Consider the following 18,242-nt stretch of genomic DNA (forward strand, 5'->3'; position numbering starts at 1 on the left):
CTCGATCCCCGAGCCGGGGTGGGTGGGTGGAGGAGGGGGGGAGGGGGTTTACTTCGCGAGGAAGTCGTTCAGGGCGGCGTTGACCTCGTCGGCGTGGGTCCAGAGCAGGCCGTGCGGCGCGCCCTCGACCTCGATGTACGTCGCCTCGGGGACGGCCTGGTGGAAGCGGCGGGCGGTCGCGTCGATCGGCAGGATGTTGTCCTTCGTGCCGTGCAGGATGAGCGTGGGCTTGCCGGCCGCGCGCACGGCCTCGACGTCGCCGCGGAAGTCCTCGATCCACGTCGGCACGACCGCGTAGGCGGCGACCGGGGCGCTGGTGACCGAGAGGTTCCAGTTGGCGTCGACGACCTGCTGGCTGATGCGGGTGCCGAGGTTCTCGTCGAGGTTGTAGAAGTTCTTGTAGAACTCGGTGAACCAGGCGTAGCGGTCGCCCTTGGCGGCGGCCTCGATCCCGTCGAACACGTCCTGCGGCACGCCCTCGGGGTTGTCGTCGCGCTGCACGAGGAACGGCTCGAGCGAGGCGAGGAAGGCGAGCTTGGCGACGCGCTCGTGCCCGTAGCGGCCGACGTAGCGGGCGAGCTCGCCGGTGCCCATCGAGAAGCCGACGAGCACGACGTCGCGCAGGTCGAGGGTCTCGAGCACGGTGTTGAGGTCGGCGGCGAAGGTGTCGTAGTCGTAACCGCTGCCCACCTTGGAGGACTGACCGAAGCCGCGGCGGTCGTACGTGATCACGCGGTAGCCCTGGGCGAGCAGCTCACGCGTCTGGCGCTCCCAGCTGTGCCCGTTGAGCGGGTAGCCGTGGATCAGCACGACGGGCTGCCCGGATCCCTGGTCCTCGTAGTACAGCTCGATCGGGGTGCTGTTCTCGTTCCCGACGGTGATGTAGCCCATGATCCTGGTCCTTTCGGTTCCGGTGAGAACGATCGTTCTCGCTCGATGTGTCCAATCTAGAGAACGAGCGTTCTCATGTCAAGTAGACTTCTGCACATGACCGAAGACGACGCTCGCGAGCGCATCCTCTCCGCCGCGGAGGAGCTCTACTACCGCAAGGGATACGCGGCCGTCGGCATGGACGAGCTGCGCACGGCCGCCGGCGTGTCGCTGCGTCGCCTCTACTCGCTCTTCCCTGCCAAGACCGATATCGTCTCGGCGGTCCTCGCCCGCAGGCACACCGAATGGGAGTCGGGTCTCTCCGCCGCTGTCGCCGCCGCGGGCGACGGGCCCCGCGCGCGGCTGCTCGCCGTCTACGGCTACCTGGAGGACTGGTTCTGCAGCGACGGCTTCCGCGGCTGCGCGTTCATCAACGCATTCGGCGAGCTCGGCGGGACGAACCCCGAGGTCGCCTCCATCGTCCGCGCGCACAAGGCCTCGTTCCAGGAGTACATGGCCGCGCTGGTCGCGGACACCGGTGCCCCGGCCGCGTTGGCCGCCCAGCTCTCGATCCTCGCCGAGGGGGCGCAGAGCACCGCGGCGATCTCGGCCGACCCGCAGGCGGCGGTGCACGCGCGCCGGGCAGCCGAGGTGCTCATCGACGCGGCGTTCGCCACCGCCTGAGCTTCGGCACCTCTCGTCAGGTGTCGTCGTCGGCCGCCCGCCGAGCCGCCGTATCCCAGGCCTCGCGCACGCCCCGCAGGTGCTGCTCCGGCTGGAACGGGTGCGACGCCGTCACGGTGCGCAGCGAGCGCTCGACCACGATCCCGGGGTGGTGCACGAGCTCGCGCAGCATCGCCGCCATGCCCTTCGCATCGGGTGAGCCGCACAGGATCCCCGCCTCGGCCAGGCCCTCCCGCAGCCGAGGGTCGACGTACAGCACGCTCCGCGCCGCCCGGAACGCCTCCGCGACCACGACCGGCTGCGGGTCGAGCCCGAACGACGTGACGGCCAGCAGGTGCGAGTCACGCAGAAGGGGCTGGATGCTCTCCGGCTCGACGCGACCGAGGAACTGGATGCTGCTGCCGCTGTCTGGCGCCGCGGTCCCCGCGACCTCGCGCGCCTCGGCGTACAGCGGTCCGTCTCCCGCGATCCGCGCCACGAGCGACCCCGGCGGCAGGTCCTCCCCGGCCCGTCGCACCGCGCGCACGAACTCCAGGATCCCCGACTCGAGGGTGAGCCGGCCCACCCACAGCACCTGCAGCGGCAGCTCGACCGCCTGGAGCGGCACCCCGGGGATCGCGCGCGGTGGCATCGGGTTCGGCACCACCTCCACCTCCGGCAGCCCGGCGATCCGCAGCGCCTCGGCCTGATGCGCCGAGGGCGAGATCACGGCGTCGGCCTCCAGTGCGGCGTCGAGCGTGACGCTGCGCACCGCGGCATCGATCGCGCGCGGGGTGTCGGCGAGGGCGGTGCGAGGAGGGCGTCCGCGCAGCACGCGGGCCAGTCCGCGGACGGCCGCCGCCGCGACCCGGTCGAATCGTCGCAGGTCCGGTCCCTGCCAGAAGAAGGTGTGCACCGTGTGGACGACGGGGATGCCCTGCTCCTGGGCCACCCGGATCGCCGCGGCGGTGAGGCCGAACTCCGAGTGCACGTGCACCACGTCGATCGACCGCTCCCGGAACAGGCGCCGCAGCCGCGCTCGCAGGGCACGACTGTTGCGGATCGCCGGCATCTCGACGCCGGGGATGACCCACGCGGCGGCCATCAGGATCGGTGCTTCCCCCGGCGGCACGGGGCGTGGCGCGCTCCCCGGCTGCGCGGCGCCGATGACCACCACCTCGTCGCCCGCGGAGCGCAGCAGCTCCGCCTCGCGCAGGACGACGGCCTGCGCATCTCCGATGCGGTCGAGTGCGTAGTCGCAGACGAGTGCGATCCTCACGGCGGTCACCCCCAGGTCGTGCGGAACAGAGTGCTGTCAAACGTAACATCTTACCCGCCGGGTGAATGACGCGGGGTGGCACAAGTCTCTTACCTGGTTAGCGATCGGCGGCGGGGCTGTCAAGGGCACTGCGGCGGCGGTGCCGTCACCCTAGAGTCGCGGCATGGAGACTTCGACGAAAGGCATCCTCCGCCAGAGCCTGGTGATCGCGGCGGCCGTGTTCATGCTGATCGCCGCCGCCATCGGTGCCGGCGCATTCGGCGGCACCTCGGTCGACGAACTGCAGAACGGTGCGCTGTCCGCTCAGGGCTCGTATCTCGCGCCCGCCGGACCGGCGTTCTCGATCTGGTCGCTCATCTACCTCGGCCTGCTCGCCTACACGGCGTGGCAGGCCCTCCCCGCCCGCCGCCAGGACCCCCGGCAGGAGGCCGTCGGCGGCTGGATCGCCCTGTCGATGGTGCTCAACGGCCTGTGGCTCGTGACCGCCCGCTACCTCACGCTGTGGCTCACGGTGCTCGTGATCGCGCTGCTGCTCGCCGTGCTCGCGCGTGTGATCGTGCTGCTGGGACGATTGCCCGCCCGCAGCGCCGTCGACCGCGTGCTCACCGACGGCGCCAACGGGCTCCACTTCGGCTGGGTCACGATCGCCACCGTCGCCAACACCGCCGCCTGGCTCACGCAGACCGTCCCGGAGAGCGCGGAGCAGCAGGCGGAGGTGTGGGCCATCGCGGTGCTCGCCGTGGTGCTGCTCATCGGTGCCGCGAGCGCGTGGTTCACCGGGCGTCTCGCGCCCGCCCTCGCCACCGCGTGGGGGCTCGCCTGGCTCGCGGTCGGTCGTCTGACCGGCGAGCCGCAGAGCACGCCGACCGCCATCGCCGCGATCGTGGTGGCCGCGGTCCTGGTGCTCGTGGGGGTCGTGGCCGTCGTGCGCCGGCGTCGAGCGACCCCGGCGACCCTCGCGCCTCAGAGCACCAGCCGGTAGCCCATGCCCGCCTCGGTCAGCAGGTGCACGGGCGAGGAGGGCTCGCTCTCGAGCTTCTTGCGCAACTGCGACATGTACAGGCGCAGGTAGCCGGAGTCGGACACCTGCGCGCTGCCCCAGATCTCCTTCAGCAGATCCTGCCGGGTGACTAGCGCCCCCGGGTGCCGTGCCAGGTGCTCCAGCATGCGCCACTCGGTCGGCGTCAGGTGCACGCGGGTACCGGAGCGGGTGACCGTCTTGGTCGCCAGATCCACCACCACGTCGCCGAAGGCCACGACCGACTCGCCGTTGGCGGCCACCGCGCGGCGGGAGAGCGCGCGCAGTCGCGCCAGCAGCTCGTCCACCTGGAACGGCTTGGTGACGAAGTCGTCGGCCCCGGCGTCGAGCGCCTCGACCTTGTCGGCGGAACCCGTGCGACCGGAGACGACGATGATCGGCACGGTCGTCCACCCCCGCAGCGCCTGGATCACCTCGATGCCGTCGAGCCGCGGCATCCCGAGGTCGAGCATGATGAGGTCGGGGTGCGACTGCGCCGCGGCGGCGATCGCGGCGGCGCCGTCCGCGGCGACGACCACCTCGTAGCCGTGCGCGGCGAGCGTGATGCGCAGCGCCCGCACCATCTGGGGGTCGTCGTCGGCGATGAGGAGCTTCACTCCGTGTCCTCCGTGTCGGCAGGCCCTGCGGCGAGCGGCAGGGAGATGACCATCGTGAGTCCGCCACCCGGCGTGTCCTCGGGTGTCAGGGTACCGCCCATGCCCTCGGTGAACCCGCGCGACAGCGCGAGCCCGAGGCCGAGGCCGGTCGTGTTGTCGGTGTCGCCGAAGCGCTGGAACGGCTGGAAGATGCGGTCGCGGCGCTCGGGCGCCACGCCCGCGCCCCGGTCGACGATGCGGATCTCCGCGCGCTCACCCAGACGGCTGGTGGTGACCAGCACCCGGCTGCCCTCGGGGGCGTGACGGTGGGCGTTCGCGATCACGTTCACCAGCACGCGCTGCAGCAGCACCGGGTCGGCGAACAGCGCGGGCAGGGCGGGGTCGAGCGCGAGGTCGACCTCGGACGGACCGAGACCGAGCTCGTCGACCGCCGCGAGCACGGGACCGGCCGCGTCCACGCGCGAGGCCGAGACCGCGAGCACGCCCGCCTCCACCCGGCTCACGTCGAGCAGGTCGGTCACCAGAGTCGACAGGGTCGCGAGGCTCTCGTCGGCGGTGGCGAGGAGCTCCGCGCGGTCGGTCGCCGACAGGCCCTGCGCGGCGCGGAGACCGCCGATCGCCGCGACCGCCGACGCCAGGGGCCGGCGCAGGTCGTGGCTCACCGCCGAGAGCAGGGCGCTGCGCACCTGGTCGGTCTCGGCCAGCGCCTCCGCCTCGCGCGCGGTCGCCCGCAGGTCGGTGTGCTCGATCGCCGCGGCGAGCTGCGCCACGATCGCGTCGAGCAGCCGGCGCTCCGGACCCGCGAGGGGCTCGCCGTTCAGCTCCAGCAGGGCGCGGGGCCCGCCGCCGGCCGCACCCACGGGGATGGTCGTGGCGCGGCCGTCCGGCACCGGCTCGCCGTCGCTGGCGAGCACCTGCCCGTCGGGCGTGAGCAACCGGACGCCGCTGAGCCCGAAGGCCTCCCGTGTGCGGCTCACGAGCGCCAGCACGGCGTTGTCGCCGCGGAGCACGTTGCCCGCGACCGCCGCCAGCAGCTCCGCCTCGGCCGTCGCGCGCTGCGCCGTCCTCGCCCGGCGGGCGGCCTGATCCACGATGATGCTCACCAGGATCGCGATGACCACGTAGAGCGAGAGCGCGAGGGCGTGCAGCGGATGCGCGATCGTGATCGTGAACAGCGGTGCCACGAACAGGAAGTCGAGCGTGATGCCCGACAGCACGGCGGCGAACACCGCGGGCCGGATGCCGCCGATCAGCGCCACCACGACCACGAGCAGCTGATACGCGAGCACCTCGGCGGTGATCGACTCCGGGCTGCGGAAGGTGAACATGAGCCACGACAGCAGGGGGCCGAACACGAGCGCGACGCCGAAACCGAGCGCCTGGCGCCGCCACCCCAGCGCCCCGCCGGTGATGCGCGGCAGCGCGAGTCGCCCGCCCGCGGCCGCGTGGGTCACGATGTGCACGTCGATGTCGCCCGAACGCCGGATCACCTCGGAGCCGATGCCCGGTCCGGTCAGCGCGGCCGTCAGGCGGCCGCGGCGGCTCACGCCGATCACGAGCTGCGTGGCGTCGGCACCCTGCGCGAACTCCACGAGCGTGCCGGGGATGTCGTCGCCGACCACCTGGTGGTACGTGCCGCCGAGGGACTCCACGAGCGCGCGCTGTGCGGCCAGGGCGCCCGGGGTCTCGCCGCGCAGGCCGTCCTGGGCGGTCACGTGCACCGCGAGCAGCTCGCCCCCGGCCGACCGTGCGGCGATGCGGGCTCCGCGGCGCAGCAGCGTCTCGCCCTCCGGGCCCCCGGTCAGCGCGACGACCACCCGCTCGCGCGCCTGCCAGGAGCCCTCGATGCCCTGCTCGGCGCGGTAGCTGCGCAGCGCGCTGTCGACCTCGTCGGCGAGCCACAACAGTGCGAGTTCGCGCAGCGCGGTGAGGTTGCCCAGACGGAAGTAGTTCGACAGTGCCGCGTCGATCCGCTCCGCGGGATACACCAGGCCCGCCGACAGCCGGTCGCGCAGGGTCTGCGGGGCGAGGTCGACCACCTCGACCTCGTCGGCTGCACGCACCACGGCATCCGGGATGGTCTCCTGCTGCGCGATGCCGGTGATCTTCTCCACCACGGCGTTCAGCGACTCGATGTGCTGCACGTTGACGGTGGTCACCACGTCGATGCCCGCCCGCAGCAGCTCCTCCACGTCCTGCCAGCGCTTGGGGTGGCGCGAACCGGGGATGTTCGTGTGCGCGAGCTCGTCGACCAGGGCGATCTCCGGTGCGCGGTCGAGCACGGTGTCCAGGTCGAGCTCGGTCAGCACCACCCCGCGGTGCTCGTCCACGCGTCGCGGCACCTCGGGGAGCCCGGCGGTGAGGGCCGCGGTGGCCGCCCGGCCGTGGGTCTCCACGACCGCGATCACCACGTCGCGGCCCTCGTCGAACAGGCGCCGCCCCTCCGCGAGCATCTCGAACGTCTTGCCCACCCCGGGGGCGGCGCCCAGGAGCACGCGCAGGCGCCCCCGGCGCTGGTGCTCCGGCGGGCGATCCGTGCGCGCTGCGCTCATTCACCCTCCCGGTCGTCCAGTGCGAGGTTGAGTTCGGCGACGTTGATCCGCTCCTCGCCGAGGAACCCCAGGTCCCGCCCTTGAATCCTAGACTCCACGAGCGCACGCACCTCGTCCTCGGGCAGGTCGCGCGCGGCGGCCACCCGCGGCACCTGCAGCAGGGCATAGGCGACGCTGATGTGCGGGTCGAGACCGGAGCCGGAGGCGGTCACGGCGTCGGCGGGCACCAGGGACGGGTCGACACCCTCGCGCTCCGCGACCTCGGCCGTGCGCTCGGCGATCGACGCGACCAGGTCGGGGTTCTCCGGTCCGAGGTTGCTGCCGCCCGAGGCGGTGCCGTCGTAGCCGTCGCCCGCCGCGGACGGGCGCGACTGGAAGTACTGCGGCAGGGCCTCGCCGTCGGCGTCGGTGAAGGACTGTCCGATCAGGGCGCTGCCGCGGTCGTCGGGCAGCATCGAGCCGTTCGCCTGTGCGGGGAGCAGCAGCTGACCGATGCCGGTGACGAGCAGGGTGTAGCCGACGCCGAGGACGAGGGTGAGCACGAGCATCGCGCGGACGGCGACCCCGGCGGTGCGCATCGTGGTGCGGGTGGTGGAGGACAAGGTGTGCCTTTCGCGCGGGGGTCAGAAGCCGGGGAGGAGGCTCACGACGAGGTCGATGAGCTTGATGCCGAGGAACGGCGCGATCACGCCGCCGAGGCCGTAGACGAGCAGGTTGCGCTGCAGGATCTGCGAGGCGCTCGCGGGGCGGTATGCCACCCCGCGCAGGGCGAGCGGGATGAGGAAGACGATCACGATCGCGTTGAAGATGATCGCGCTCGTGACCGCAGACGCGGGCGAGTGCAGCTGCATGATGTTGAGCGCCGCGAGCCCCGGGAACACCCCCATGAACATCGCCGGGATGATCGCGAAGTACTTGGCGATGTCGTTCGCGAGCGAGAACGTGGTCAGCGCGCCGCGCGTGATGAGGAGCTGCTTGCCGATGCGCACGATGTCGATGAGCTTGGTCGGGTCGGAGTCCAGGTCGACCATGTTCCCCGCCTCCTTCGCCGCCGACGTGCCCGTGTTCATCGCCACGCCCACGTCCGCCTGCGCGAGTGCCGGGGCGTCGTTGGTGCCGTCGCCGGTCATCGCGACCAGCCGCCCGCCCTGCTGCTCGCGGCGGATGAGATCGAGCTTGTCCTCGGGGGTGGCCTCGGCGAGGAAGTCGTCGACCCCGGCCTCCGCGGCGATGGCCTGCGCGGTGAGCGGGTTGTCTCCGGTGATCATGACCGTGCGGATGCCCATGCTGCGCAGCTCGTCGAAGCGCTCGCGCAGGCCGTCCTTCACGATGTCCTTGAGGTGCACGACGCCCAGCACGCGCCCGTCCTCGCCGGTGGCGCGCACCGCCACGACCAGGGGTGTGCCGCCGCTTCTCGCGACACCGTCGGTGAGGGAGGTCAGCTCGGCGTCGGTCCCGCGGCCCAGCCAGGCCGACACCGCGGAGCCGGCCCCCTTGCGGATCTCGGTGCCGTCGGCGAGGTCGAGTCCGCTCATGCGGGTCTGCGCGGTGAACGGCACGACCACGGCGTCCTCCGGCGCCTCCACCCGGAGGCCGCGCGCGGTGGCCAGTTCGACGATCGAGGCGCCCTCGGGCGTGGGGTCGGCCAGGGACGACAGGGCGGCGACCCGCAGCAGCTCCTCCGCGTCGACGCCCGTCAGCGGCAGCACCTCGTGCGCGCGCCGGTTGCCGTACGTGATCGTGCCCGTCTTGTCGAGCAGCAGCGTGGTCACGTCTCCCGCGGCCTCGACCGCGCGGCCCGACATCGCCAGCACGTTGCGCTGCACGAGGCGGTCCATCCCGGCGATGCCGATGGCCGACAGTAGCGCGCCGATGGTGGTCGGGATGAGGCAGACGAGCAGAGCGATCAGCACCGGGATGCTCACCGGGGAGGCGGCGTACGAGGCGATCGGGTTCAGCGCCAGCACCACCACGACGAACACAATCGACAGGCTCGCGAGGAGGATGTTCAACGCGATCTCGTTCGGGGTGCGCTGACGGCTCGCGCCCTCGACCAGCGCGATCATGCGGTCGACGAAGGTCTCACCGGGCTTCGACGTGATGCGCACCACGATGCGGTCGGACAGCACCCGGGTGCCGCCCGTGACGGCGCTGCGGTCGCCGCCGGACTCGCGGATGACCGGGGCGCTCTCGCCCGTGATCGCCGACTCGTCGACGGTCGCGATCCCCGCCACGATGTCGCCGTCGCCCGGGATCAGCTCGCCCGCGGTCACGATCACGACGTCGTCGCGCTGCAGCTCCGCCGACGACACCTCCACGGTCTCGGCGCGCTCGGCCGCGGGATCCGCCGCGGGATCGTGGCGCACCACGCGGCGGGCCATCGTGCTGGTGCGGGTCTTGCGCAGGCTCGCGGCCTGCGCCTTGCCCCGGCCCTCCGCGACCGACTCGGCCACGTTCGCGAACAGCACCGTGAGCCACAGCCACACCGCGATGCCCCACGTGAACGCGAGCGGCACCGGCGAGCCACCGGAGTCGGCCGGTCCGCCCAGGAAGGGCTCCGCGATCGCGAGCACGGTCGTGAAGGCCGCACCCACCCAGACGAGCAGCATCACGGGGTTGCGCACGAGCGTGGCGGGGTTGAGCTTGCGGACGGCGCCGGGCAGCGCCTGCACGAGCTGCGACCAGCCGAACGACCGCGGTGTCGCAGCGGGGGCGGGGGCCGCGGCGCTCTCGGGCGCGGACGGCGTGGTGAGGAGGGTCATGTCAGAGTCCTTCGGCGAGCGGTCCCAGTGCGAGCACGGGGAAGTAGGTGAGGGCGGTGACCACGACGGTCACCGTGAGGAGCAGGCCGACGAACTGCGGCCGGTGGGTGGGCAGGGTCCCGGTCGTGGCGGGGATGCGCTCCTGCGCCGCGAACGACCCGGCGAGCGCGAGCACCAGCACGATCGGCAGGAAGCGGCCGAGCAGCATCGCCACGCCCAGGGCCGTGTTGAACCACGGGGTGTTCGCGGTGAGCCCGGCGAAGGCGGAGCCGTTGTTGTTCGCGGCCGAGGTGAAGGCGTACAGCACCTCGCTCATGCCGTGCACGCCCGGGTTGAGGATGCTCGTGGACTCCACGTCGTCCCGGATGCCGGGGATCGCGAAGCTCAGGGCCGTGCCGCCGAGGACGAGCGCCGGGACCACGAGGATGTACAGGCTCGCGAGCGTCATCTCCCGCGGGCCGATGCGCTTGCCGAGCCACTCCGGCGTGCGGCCGACCAGCAGCCCGCCCACGAAGACCGCGACGATCGCGAGCACCAGCATGCCGTACAGCCCCGAGCCCACCCCGCCGGGGGCGACCTCGCCGAGCATCATGTTCAGCATCGGCATCATGCCCCCGAGCGCCGTGTACGAGTCGTGCATCGAGTTGACGGCGCCCGTCGAGGTGAGCGTGCTGGCACTGCCGAACAGCGTCGAACCGAGGATCCCGAAGCGCAGCTCCTTGCCCTCCGTCGCGGCTCCCGCGAGCTCGGGTGCGGCGCCCCGGCCGGCGAGCTCCAGTGCCGAGAGGGCGACCGTCGAGGCGAGGAAGATCGTGCCCATCACGGCGACGATCGCGTAGCCCTGGCGGTGGTCGCCCACCAGGCGGCCGTAGGTGCGCGGCAGCGCGAACGGGATCACCAGGATCAGCAGCACCTCGATCAGGTTCGTCCACCCGGTGGGGTTCTCGAACGGGTGGGCGGAGTTCGCGTTGAAGAAGCCGCCGCCGTTCGTGCCGAGCAGCTTGATGGCCTCCTGCGACGCGACGGGTCCGCCGGGGATCGTCTGCGCGCCCCCGGACACCGTGGTCACGTCGGTGAAGCCCGCGAAGTTCTGGATCACGCCGCCGACCAGCAGGGCGACCGCGCCGATCAGCGCGAGCGGCAGCAGCAGCCGCCCGAGCCCGCGGGTCAGGTCGACCCAGAAGTTGCCGATCGTCGCGGAGCCGCGGCGGGACAGACCCCGCACCAGCGCGATCGCGACCGTGAGGCCGACCGCCGCCGACACGAAGTTCTGTACCGTGAGGCCGGCCAGCTGCACGGTGTAGCCCATGGTCTGCTCGGGCGAGTACGACTGCCAGTTCGTGTTCGCGACGAACGACGCGGCCGTGTTGAACGCGAGGCCCTCGGGCACGGCGGGGAGCCCGAGCGACTCCGGCAGGAACGCCTGCAGCCGCTGCAGCGCGTAGACGAGCACGAGGCCCACGAGCGAGAACAGCAGCACGCTCCGGGCGTACGCGCGCCAGGTCTGCTCCGAGCGCGGGTCGACCCCGATCACGCGGTACAGCCCGCGCTCCACCCGCAGGTCCTTCGCGGAGGTGTAGACGTGGGCGATGTAGTCGCCGAGGGGGCGGTAGAGCAGCACGAGCACGACCACGACGGCCGCGACCTGGAGCACCCCGAACAGGATCGTCGCGTCCATCAGAACCGCTCCGGGGCGACCAGGGCGACGACGAGGTACACGATCGCGGCGACGGCCAGCACCGCGGCGATGATCTCGAACACGATCATGCGCGGTCCACCGCCTTCGCGACGAGGGACACGAGGGCGAACAGCGCGAGGGTCAGCGCGAGGTAGATGATGTCGAGCACGACCCCGATCCAACTCCCGGGCGTCGCCGCCTCCGTCGATCCTCACGGTTCCCCTACGCCACGTCCGCCGATGCATGCGGCTTTCTCACGGTGGGCCCTATGCTCGCGAGGTGGGGACGCGCGCGCACCGGATCAGGCCAGGGGCCGTGCTGGTGCTCGCCCTCGTCGCGGTCGCGGCGGTCTGCGTCGTCACCGGGTTCCTGCCGAGCGCCGACGCCGAGGCGCTCGGGCTGCGGACCGCTCCGGTGCTGGGCTTCGTCGTCGCGATCACGATCGTCGCGGAGCTCGCGCGGGACGCGGCGGTGTTCGACGTGGTCTCGCAGCGGCTCGCCCGGTGGGGTCGGGGCAGGGTGGCGCTGCTGTGGCTGCTGGTGATCGCGCTCGCCGTGGTGAGCACGGTCTTCCTGTCGCTCGACACGACGGCGGTGATCGTCACGCCCGTGGTGGTGGTGCTCGCGCAGAGCATCGGTGTCCCGCCGATCCCGTTCGCGCTGGCGACCGTCTGGCTCGCGAACACGGCCTCGCTGGCCCTCCCGGTGTCGAACCTCACGAACCTGCTCGCGGCGCGTCAGATCGGCGACGGGCCCGCCGCGTTCGTCGCGCTGAGCTGGGCGCCGACCCTCGTCGGCATCCTCGTCCCCGTGCTGCTGCTCACCCTCGTGCACCGGCGCACCGTGTTCTCGCGCTACCGCACGCCCCGGCCCCGGCGCCCCGCCGATCCGGTGCTGTTCTGGACCGCGACGGGCGTGCTCGTGGTGCTCATGCCCGCGCTCGCCCTGAGCCACGACGTGTGGATCCCGGCGACGGTCGCCGCGGTCGCGCTCGTGGCGGTGTTCGCGGTGCGGCGGCGCAGGGCTCTGCGGTGGGGACTGGTGCCCTGGCAGGCGGTCGCGCTGGCCGCCGCGCTGTTCGTGCTGGTGGAGACGCTGCACGCGCGGGGAGCGCTCGACGTGCTCACCGCGCCGATCGCGGGCGACGGGTTCGGTGACCTCCTGCGGCTCGCGGCGCTCGGTGCCGTGAGCGCCAACGCCATCAACAACCTCCCCGCCTACCTCGTGCTCGAGCCCGCGGCGGGCGACCCCGTCGCGCTCATGGCGCTGCTGATCGGCGTGAACCTCGGCCCGCTGATCACGCCGTGGGCCTCGCTCGCGACGCTGCTGTGGCACCACCGCATCACCGCGCTCGGCGTGGAGATCCGCTGGAGCCGCTTCATGGCGTGGGGGACGGTGGCGGCGGTGCCCACGGTGATCGCCGCGGTCGCCGTGCTGGCCCTCGTCGCCGGCTAGTGCCGGGGGTCAGCTCCCTACCGGCCACTCCTCGGCGAGCAGACCGTAGTTCATGCCGTCGAGCCACTCGCCCGAGCGGTGCAGGGCGGTCTTGCGGCTGTGCTCCTCGCGGCGCATGCCGAGCCGCTCCATGAGCCGCCAGGAGGGCTCGTTGTCGGCGAAGCAGCCGGCGTGCACGCGGCGCAGGCCGAGCGGGCCGAAGCACACCTCGATCGCCGCCCGCACCGCCTCGGTCGCATAGCCGCGGCCCGTGGAGGCGGGGTCGAGCACCCAGCCGAGCTCGGCCTCCACGCCCTTCGCGCGCTCGGCGACCTCAAGCTGCGCCCAGGCGTCCTCGATGCGGATCATGAGGTCGCCGATGGGGGTGGGGGCGTCACCCTCGTGCTCGGGCAGGCGCTCGATCAGGTACAGCGACGCCAGTCGGGCGGGCTCGAGGTGGCGCTCGCGGAACGCCTCGATCGTGTCGGGCGCGAGGCCCAACCAGCGGTTCACCTCGGGCAGGCGTCGCCACCCCCACATCGCGTCGAGATCGTCGGGGGTGCACGGACGCAGCTGCAGCCGGGGGGTGCGGACGGGCCAGGGAACGCCTTCGGTCATGCCCTCAGCCTAGGGCGGGCTCCGCGCCGCGCGGCCCCGGACTGCCGGGTGCGTACGGCGAGGGCCGCGCAGGCGATCACGGCGAGTCCTCCCGCGACCGTGGGCCAGCCGATCTGCTCGTGCAGCAGCAACCCCGCCCACGCGATACCCATCACCGGCTGCACGAGCTGGATCTGGCTCACCTGCGCCATCGGCCCGATCGCGAGTCCGCGGTACCAGGCGAAGAAGCCGAGGAACATGCTGACCGCGGCGAGGTACGCGAACGCGAGCCACTGCACGGGCGTCGCGGCGGGTGGCTGCGCGACCGCGGCGACGACAGCGAGCGCGGCCATCAGGGGAGCGGCGAGCACGAGCGCCCAGGAGATCGTCTGCCACGACCCGAGCTCGCGCGCGAGCAGGCCGCCCTCCGCGTAGCCGACGGCCGCGGCGAGCACGGCCCCGAAGAGCAGCAGGTCGGCGACGTGGAGGGTGCCGAGTCCCCCGCCCTGTGCCACGGCGAACACGACGGCACACGCGGCGCCGGCGGCCGCGAAGACCCAGAACGACCGCGCCGGCCTCTCTCCCGTGCGCACCACGACGGCGACGGCGGTGGCGGCGGGGAGCAGGCCGATCACGACCGCGGCGTGACTTCCGGGCGTCGTGGTGAGGGCGAAGGAGGTGAGGATCGGGAAGCCGACGACCACGCCGCCCGCGACGACCGCGAGGCGTGCCCACTGTCGGGCCGTGGGTGTGCGGGACCGCGCGAGAGTGAGCACGCCCGCGGCGAGGACGGCCGCGACCACGGCGCGCGCCGACCCGATGAACAGGGGCGACAACCCGCCGATCGCGACGCGGGTGAGGGGCAGCGTGAACGAGAAGGCGATGACCCCGAGAAGCCCCCAGGCGGGGCCGGCGTATCCGGATAGCACTGTCGGACGAAGGGCAGTAGCGCTACTCTGTTCTGTCATGGGTCAGGATAGCACCGAGCGCATCGTCCGCGGACTGCGAGCCTGGGTGGCGTCGGCCGCCCCCGGTGCCCGGCTCCCGTCCAGTCGTGCGCTCGTCGCCGAGTACGGGGCGAGCCCGGTCACGGTGCAGCGCGCCGTGCAGCAGCTCGCGCGCAGCGGTCTGATCGACACGCGGCCGGGGGTCGGCACGTTCGTCCGGGCCGCGCGGGCCCCCAGAGCGCTGGACCACAGCTGGCAGACCGCCGCGCTCGGCCCCGCCCCCATGCGCTCCTCTGGCCTCTCCGCGACGCAGCGCACCGCCGCCCCGGACGTCATCGGCCTGCACTCGGGCTATCCCTCGCCCGAGCTGCTGCCGGAGCGCCTGGTTCGGCAAGCGCTCGTCCGGGCGTCGCGCACCCCCGCCGCGGTGACGCGCTCCCCGGCCGCCGGTCTCCCCGAGCTCCAGGCATGGTTCGCCGCGGAGCTGGCGGCGACCGTCCCCTCCGGCATCGCGGCACCCTCACCCAGGGACGCGCTGGTCGTGGCCGGCAGCCAGAGCGGTCTCAGCTCGATCTTCCGGGCCGTCGTGGGCACCGGGCGGCCGCTGCTGATCGAGTCGCCCACGTATTGGGGTGCGCTGCTCGCGGCGGAGCAGGCGGGGGTCGCACTGGTGCCGATCTCTTCCGGACCCGCCGGCCCCGATCCGGACGAGGTGGAGCGGGCGTTCGCGCGGACGGGAGCGCGGGCGTTCTACGCCCAGCCGACGTTCGCGAATCCGAGCGGCGCACGCTGGTCCGTGGCGACGGGGGAGGCGGTGCTCGAGATCGTGCGGCGGCACGGGGCGTTCCTCATCGAGGACGACTGGGCGCACGACCTCGGCATCGACGCCGACGCGCATCCCCTCGCCGCGGCCGACGACGACGGACACGTGGTGTACGTGCGCTCGCTCACCAAGAGCGTCTCGCCCGCGCTGCGCGTGGCGGCGGTGATCGCCCGAGGCCCGGCGCGCGAGCGGATCCTCGTGGACCGGGCTGCCGAGGGCATGTACGTGAGCGGGCTGCTGCAGGCCGCGGCGCTCGACGTGGTGACGCAGCCGGCCTGGCGCACGCACCTGCGCGGATTCCGCGAACAGCTGCGCACGCGCCGTGACCTGCTGGTGTCGAGCCTCGCAGCGCACGCGCCCGCGGTGACGGTGGAGAACGTGCCGGCGGGCGGCCTGAACCTGTGGGCGCGGCTGCCGGAGGGGACGGACGTCGGCCGGGTCGTGCGGGAGTGCGAGCTCCGCGGCCTGCTCATCGCCCCGGGCGGAGAGTGGTTCCCGGCGGAGCCCGCTGGCGCGTACGTGCGACTCACCTACGCGAACGCCGATCCCTCCCGGTACGCCGAGGCCGCGGGCATCCTCGGCGCCGTCGTCGACGGGTCCTGACTCCTCACTTCCGCGGCCAGAGCTTCCGGCGCAGCGCGGGGAACAGCAGGGCGACCGCGACGAGCAGGGAGATCGCGACGTTGAGCAGGAAGATCGGATTCTCCCCGGAGAGGAACTCGTAGACCACCGCGTTCCCGGCGGCGCTGATCACGGCGAGAGCCAGCACGAGATACATCGTTCTTCTCCCGTGGGCAGTGCGCGCGCTCATTTCACCCCTCCAGACTACCTCATATGACGACAGTGTGATCCGAAATGACTGCCATGGAGCATGGTAGGTGCGGCCTCGACCCGGCGCTCTCGGTTGAGCCGGCGCGCGCGGAACCCGCCGGACTCAGTCCGTCGAGGGGGGACCGGCGGGGCGGTGGGCGCGGCGGCCCGACACCACGACCGGGCGGCCGGCGCGCTCCTGGCCGGGAAGCGGGCGGGAGCGGCGACCGTAGATGAGCTCGGACGAGTCGAGCAGCCACGGCACCAGGGTGATCGAGACGCCGTGCACCAGCATGAGCTGGTTGGCCAGGCGTCGGGCCCGCCGATTGTGCAGGAACGACTCCCACCAGTGGCCCACGATGTACTGCGGAAGATAGACGGTCACGACCGAAGAGCCGTGCTTCTCGCGGTACTGGCGGATGAACTGCGTCACCGGCTGCGCGAACGAACGGTACGGCGACTCGACGATCACGAGGGGCACCGGCACGAGGTGCTCCGCCCACTCGCGCTGCAGCGCCGCCGCGTCGTCGGCCGACACCGCCACGTGCACCGCGAGGGTCTTGTCGTGCTTCGCGGCGATCGCGTAGTCGATGGCCTTCATGACAGGCTTCTGCAGGTGGTTCACGAGCACGATCGCGACGTCGCCCGACGCCCCGAAGCGGGTGGTGTCGTCGATCGCGATCTCGTGCTCCACGTCGCGGTAGTACCGCTTCACGCCGATCATGAGGAACGCGAGCACCGGGATCGCGAAGAACACCAGGTAGGCGCCGTGCGTGAACTTGGTGATGGTCACGATGACCAGCACCAGCACCGTGAGGGTCGCCCCGGCCGAGTTGATCAGCAGGCCCACCTTCGCCGAGCGGCGGTCGGTCGCCGCTGCGCCGTCTCGCGGTCCCGCGGCCGGTTCTCGCAGCACGCGTCGCCAGTGGCGCACCATGCCGATCTGCCCGAGCGAGAACGACACGAACACGCCGATGATGTACAGCTGGATCAGTGTCGTCAGCCGGGCCTGGAACACCACCAGCACCGCGATCGCCGCGATGCCGAGCAGGATCATGCCGTTCGAGAACACCAGGCGGTCGCCGCGGGTGTTGAGCGACTTGGGGGCGTAGCCGTCGCGCGCGAGCACCGCGCCCAGCAGCGGGAAGCCGTTGAAGGCCGTGTTCGCCGCGAGCAGCAGCACGCACGCGGTCGCCGCCTGCACGATGAAGAAGGGGATGCTGCCGCCGCCGAACGTCGCGGCCGCGATCTGCGCCATCAGGCTCGGCTGCGGCGTGGTGCAGTCGAAGCCGATCAGGTCGCACGGGTTCTCGGCGTAGTGCACGCCCGTGATGAGCGCGAGGGCGGTGAGGCCGGAGAACAGGCAGATCGCGATGGTGCCCATGAGCACGAGCGTGGACTGGGCGTTGCGCACCTTGGGCGCCCGGAACGCGGGCACGCCGTTCGACACGGCCTCGACGCCGGTGAGCGCGGAGCATCCGCTCGAGAACGCGCGCAGGATGAGGAGGATGACGGCCGCCTGGCTCAGGCTCTCCGCCTGCACGCTGAAGTCCGCGCTGGACGCGACGGGGGCGTCGCCGAAGACCGTGCGGATCAGGCCCGTGACGATCATGATGCCGACCGAGCCGATGAACACGTACGTCGGGATCGCGAACACCAGCGACGCCTCGCGCACGCCGCGCAGGTTCACGATGATGATGAGGATCACGAAGCCCACCGCGAGCTCGACGCGGAAGGGGTCGAGCCCCGGCACGGCCGAGATGATGTTGTCCACGCCCGAGGCGACCGACACCGCGACGGTCAGCACGTAGTCGACCAGGAGTGCCGCCGCGACGATCACGCCGGGGATCTCGCCGAGGTTCTTCGACGCGACCTCGTAGTCGCCGCCGCCCGAGGGGTAGGCCTTGATGAGCTGACGGTAGCTGAGCACCACCACGAGCAGCAGCACCACGACGGCGATCGCGACGAGCGGCGTGAACGACAGGAACGTGAGCCCGCCGATCAGCAGGATCATCACGAGCTCCTGCGGCGCGTAGGCCACCGAGCTCAGTGCGTCGGAGGCGAAGATCGGCAGCGCCATGCGCTTGGGGAGCAGCTGCTCGTCGACCTGCTCGCTCGTCAGCGGGTCGCCGATGAGGATGCGCTTCGCTCGCGGCGGCGCGTCCGCGCCGAGTCGGGTTTCTTCTGACACG

General features: G+C 72.3%; 16 protein-coding genes. 4 read left to right on the plus strand and 12 right to left on the minus strand.

Features of this window, described 5'->3' with window-relative positions; translation table 11 throughout:
- Positions 1 to 48 precede the first annotated feature (48 nt).
- Positions 49 to 891, minus strand: coding sequence for an alpha/beta fold hydrolase (locus tag ACFWCH_RS07350; RefSeq protein WP_247638205.1), 843 nt, complete (start codon positions 889 to 891; stop codon positions 49 to 51).
- A gap of 96 nt (positions 892 to 987) precedes the next feature.
- Between ACFWCH_RS07350 and ACFWCH_RS07355 the strand changes: the two genes are divergently transcribed.
- Positions 988 to 1,554, plus strand: coding sequence for a TetR/AcrR family transcriptional regulator (locus ACFWCH_RS07355; protein WP_136032725.1), 567 nt, complete (start codon positions 988 to 990; stop codon positions 1,552 to 1,554).
- 16 nt (positions 1,555 to 1,570) lie between these two features.
- On the opposite strand, the gene ACFWCH_RS07360 is transcribed toward ACFWCH_RS07355, so the two are convergent.
- Positions 1,571 to 2,812: a glycosyltransferase family 4 protein gene (locus ACFWCH_RS07360; RefSeq protein WP_247638206.1), complete on the minus strand. Its 1,242-nt coding sequence runs from the start codon at positions 2,810 to 2,812 to the stop codon at positions 1,571 to 1,573.
- 163 nt (positions 2,813 to 2,975) lie between these two features.
- Here ACFWCH_RS07360 and ACFWCH_RS07365 point away from each other — a divergent pair, with 163 nt between their 5' ends.
- Complete coding sequence (locus ACFWCH_RS07365; protein WP_247638207.1) at positions 2,976 to 3,794, plus strand: tryptophan-rich sensory protein; 819 nt, start codon at positions 2,976 to 2,978, stop codon at positions 3,792 to 3,794.
- Here ACFWCH_RS07365 and ACFWCH_RS07370 read toward each other — a convergent pair.
- From ACFWCH_RS07370 to ACFWCH_RS07395, 6 genes are read right to left on the minus strand one after another with little or no spacing between them, the layout of a single operon-like run.
- Positions 3,776 to 4,447 carry a response regulator gene (locus ACFWCH_RS07370; RefSeq protein ID WP_136032732.1) on the minus strand — a complete coding sequence of 224 codons (672 nt, stop codon included), beginning with the start codon at positions 4,445 to 4,447 and terminating at the stop codon, positions 3,776 to 3,778. The genes ACFWCH_RS07365 and ACFWCH_RS07370 overlap by 19 nt on opposite strands.
- Positions 4,444 to 6,999 carry an ATP-binding protein gene (locus tag ACFWCH_RS07375; RefSeq protein WP_247638208.1) on the minus strand — a complete coding sequence of 852 codons (2,556 nt, stop codon included), beginning with the start codon at positions 6,997 to 6,999 and terminating at the stop codon, positions 4,444 to 4,446. Before ACFWCH_RS07375 ends, ACFWCH_RS07370 begins: the two co-directional genes overlap by 4 nt.
- A complete protein-coding gene (gene kdpC / locus ACFWCH_RS07380; protein WP_247638867.1) occupies positions 6,996 to 7,577 on the minus strand; it encodes a potassium-transporting ATPase subunit KdpC in 582 nt (193 codons plus the stop codon). The genes ACFWCH_RS07375 and kdpC overlap by 4 nt, the downstream gene beginning before the upstream one ends.
- A gap of 45 nt (positions 7,578 to 7,622) precedes the next feature.
- Positions 7,623 to 9,761: a potassium-transporting ATPase subunit KdpB gene (kdpB, locus tag ACFWCH_RS07385; protein WP_378803256.1), complete on the minus strand. Its 2,139-nt coding sequence runs from the start codon at positions 9,759 to 9,761 to the stop codon at positions 7,623 to 7,625.
- Between the two features lies 1 nt (position 9,762).
- The gene (gene kdpA, locus ACFWCH_RS07390) at positions 9,763 to 11,439 is read right to left on the minus strand and encodes a potassium-transporting ATPase subunit KdpA (RefSeq protein ID WP_378803257.1); all 1,677 of its coding nucleotides are present in this window, start codon (positions 11,437 to 11,439) and stop codon (positions 9,763 to 9,765) included.
- Entirely contained in the window at positions 11,439 to 11,528 is a 90-nt protein-coding gene (locus ACFWCH_RS07395; RefSeq protein WP_136032743.1) for a potassium-transporting ATPase subunit F, read from the minus strand. The genes kdpA and ACFWCH_RS07395 overlap by 1 nt, the downstream gene beginning before the upstream one ends.
- A 190-nt stretch (positions 11,529 to 11,718) precedes the next feature.
- Here ACFWCH_RS07395 and ACFWCH_RS07400 point away from each other — a divergent pair, with 190 nt between their 5' ends.
- A complete protein-coding gene (locus ACFWCH_RS07400) occupies positions 11,719 to 12,894 on the plus strand; it encodes an SLC13 family permease (RefSeq protein WP_378803258.1) in 1,176 nt (391 codons plus the stop codon).
- A gap of 9 nt (positions 12,895 to 12,903) precedes the next feature.
- On the opposite strand, the gene ACFWCH_RS07405 is transcribed toward ACFWCH_RS07400, so the two are convergent.
- Both ACFWCH_RS07405 and ACFWCH_RS07410 read right to left on the minus strand, forming a co-directional pair.
- A complete protein-coding gene (locus ACFWCH_RS07405) occupies positions 12,904 to 13,491 on the minus strand; it encodes a GNAT family N-acetyltransferase (protein ID WP_136032747.1) in 588 nt (195 codons plus the stop codon).
- Complete coding sequence (locus tag ACFWCH_RS07410) at positions 13,488 to 14,438, minus strand: DMT family transporter (protein WP_378803259.1); 951 nt, start codon at positions 14,436 to 14,438, stop codon at positions 13,488 to 13,490. The genes ACFWCH_RS07405 and ACFWCH_RS07410 overlap by 4 nt, the downstream gene beginning before the upstream one ends.
- Here ACFWCH_RS07410 and ACFWCH_RS07415 point away from each other — a divergent pair.
- A complete protein-coding gene (locus ACFWCH_RS07415; protein WP_378803260.1) occupies positions 14,437 to 15,843 on the plus strand; it encodes a PLP-dependent aminotransferase family protein in 1,407 nt (468 codons plus the stop codon). The genes ACFWCH_RS07410 and ACFWCH_RS07415 overlap by 2 nt on opposite strands.
- Before the next feature lie 4 nt (positions 15,844 to 15,847).
- Here the strand turns inward: ACFWCH_RS07415 and ACFWCH_RS07420 are convergent, their stop codons facing one another.
- Together ACFWCH_RS07420 and ACFWCH_RS07425 are read right to left on the minus strand one after the other, a co-directional pair.
- Entirely contained in the window at positions 15,848 to 16,018 is a 171-nt protein-coding gene (locus tag ACFWCH_RS07420; RefSeq protein WP_168443057.1) for a hypothetical protein, read from the minus strand.
- A gap of 156 nt (positions 16,019 to 16,174) precedes the next feature.
- Positions 16,175 to 18,130: an APC family permease gene (locus ACFWCH_RS07425; RefSeq protein ID WP_378803850.1), complete on the minus strand. Its 1,956-nt coding sequence runs from the start codon at positions 18,128 to 18,130 to the stop codon at positions 16,175 to 16,177.
- Between the last annotated feature and the right edge of the window lie 112 nt (positions 18,131 to 18,242).

Source organism: Microbacterium sp. NPDC060132, assembly GCF_042729675.1.
Classification (GTDB): Bacteria; Actinomycetota; Actinomycetes; order Actinomycetales; family Microbacteriaceae; genus Microbacterium; species Microbacterium sufflavum.

What these genes read in the sequence shown, in the direction of transcription:
- ACFWCH_RS07350 (WP_247638205.1), bottom strand. Translation starts at nt 891, where the DNA reads ATGGGCTACATCACCGTCGGGAACGAGAACAGCACCCCGATCGAGCTG.
- ACFWCH_RS07355 (WP_136032725.1), top strand. Translation starts at nt 988, where the DNA reads ATGACCGAAGACGACGCTCGCGAGCGCATCCTCTCCGCCGCGGAGGAG.
- ACFWCH_RS07365 (WP_247638207.1), top strand. Translation starts at nt 2,976, where the DNA reads ATGGAGACTTCGACGAAAGGCATCCTCCGCCAGAGCCTGGTGATCGCG.
- ACFWCH_RS07375 (WP_247638208.1), bottom strand. Translation starts at nt 6,999, where the DNA reads ATGAGCGCAGCGCGCACGGATCGCCCGCCGGAGCACCAGCGCCGGGGG.
- kdpC (WP_247638867.1), bottom strand. Translation starts at nt 7,577, where the DNA reads ATGCGCACCGCCGGGGTCGCCGTCCGCGCGATGCTCGTGCTCACCCTC.
- kdpB (WP_378803256.1), bottom strand. Translation starts at nt 9,761, where the DNA reads ATGACCCTCCTCACCACGCCGTCCGCGCCCGAGAGCGCCGCGGCCCCC.
- kdpA (WP_378803257.1), bottom strand. Translation starts at nt 11,439, where the DNA reads ATGGACGCGACGATCCTGTTCGGGGTGCTCCAGGTCGCGGCCGTCGTG.
- ACFWCH_RS07395 (WP_136032743.1), bottom strand. Translation starts at nt 11,528, where the DNA reads ATGATCGTGTTCGAGATCATCGCCGCGGTGCTGGCCGTCGCCGCGATC.
- ACFWCH_RS07405 (WP_136032747.1), bottom strand. Translation starts at nt 13,491, where the DNA reads ATGACCGAAGGCGTTCCCTGGCCCGTCCGCACCCCCCGGCTGCAGCTG.
- ACFWCH_RS07415 (WP_378803260.1), top strand. Translation starts at nt 14,437, where the DNA reads ATGGGTCAGGATAGCACCGAGCGCATCGTCCGCGGACTGCGAGCCTGG.
- ACFWCH_RS07410 (WP_378803259.1), bottom strand. Translation starts at nt 14,438, where the DNA reads ATGACAGAACAGAGTAGCGCTACTGCCCTTCGTCCGACAGTGCTATCC.
- ACFWCH_RS07420 (WP_168443057.1), bottom strand. Translation starts at nt 16,018, where the DNA reads ATGTATCTCGTGCTGGCTCTCGCCGTGATCAGCGCCGCCGGGAACGCG.
- ACFWCH_RS07425 (WP_378803850.1), bottom strand. Translation starts at nt 18,130, where the DNA reads ATGGCGCTGCCGATCTTCGCCTCCGACGCACTGAGCTCGGTGGCCTAC.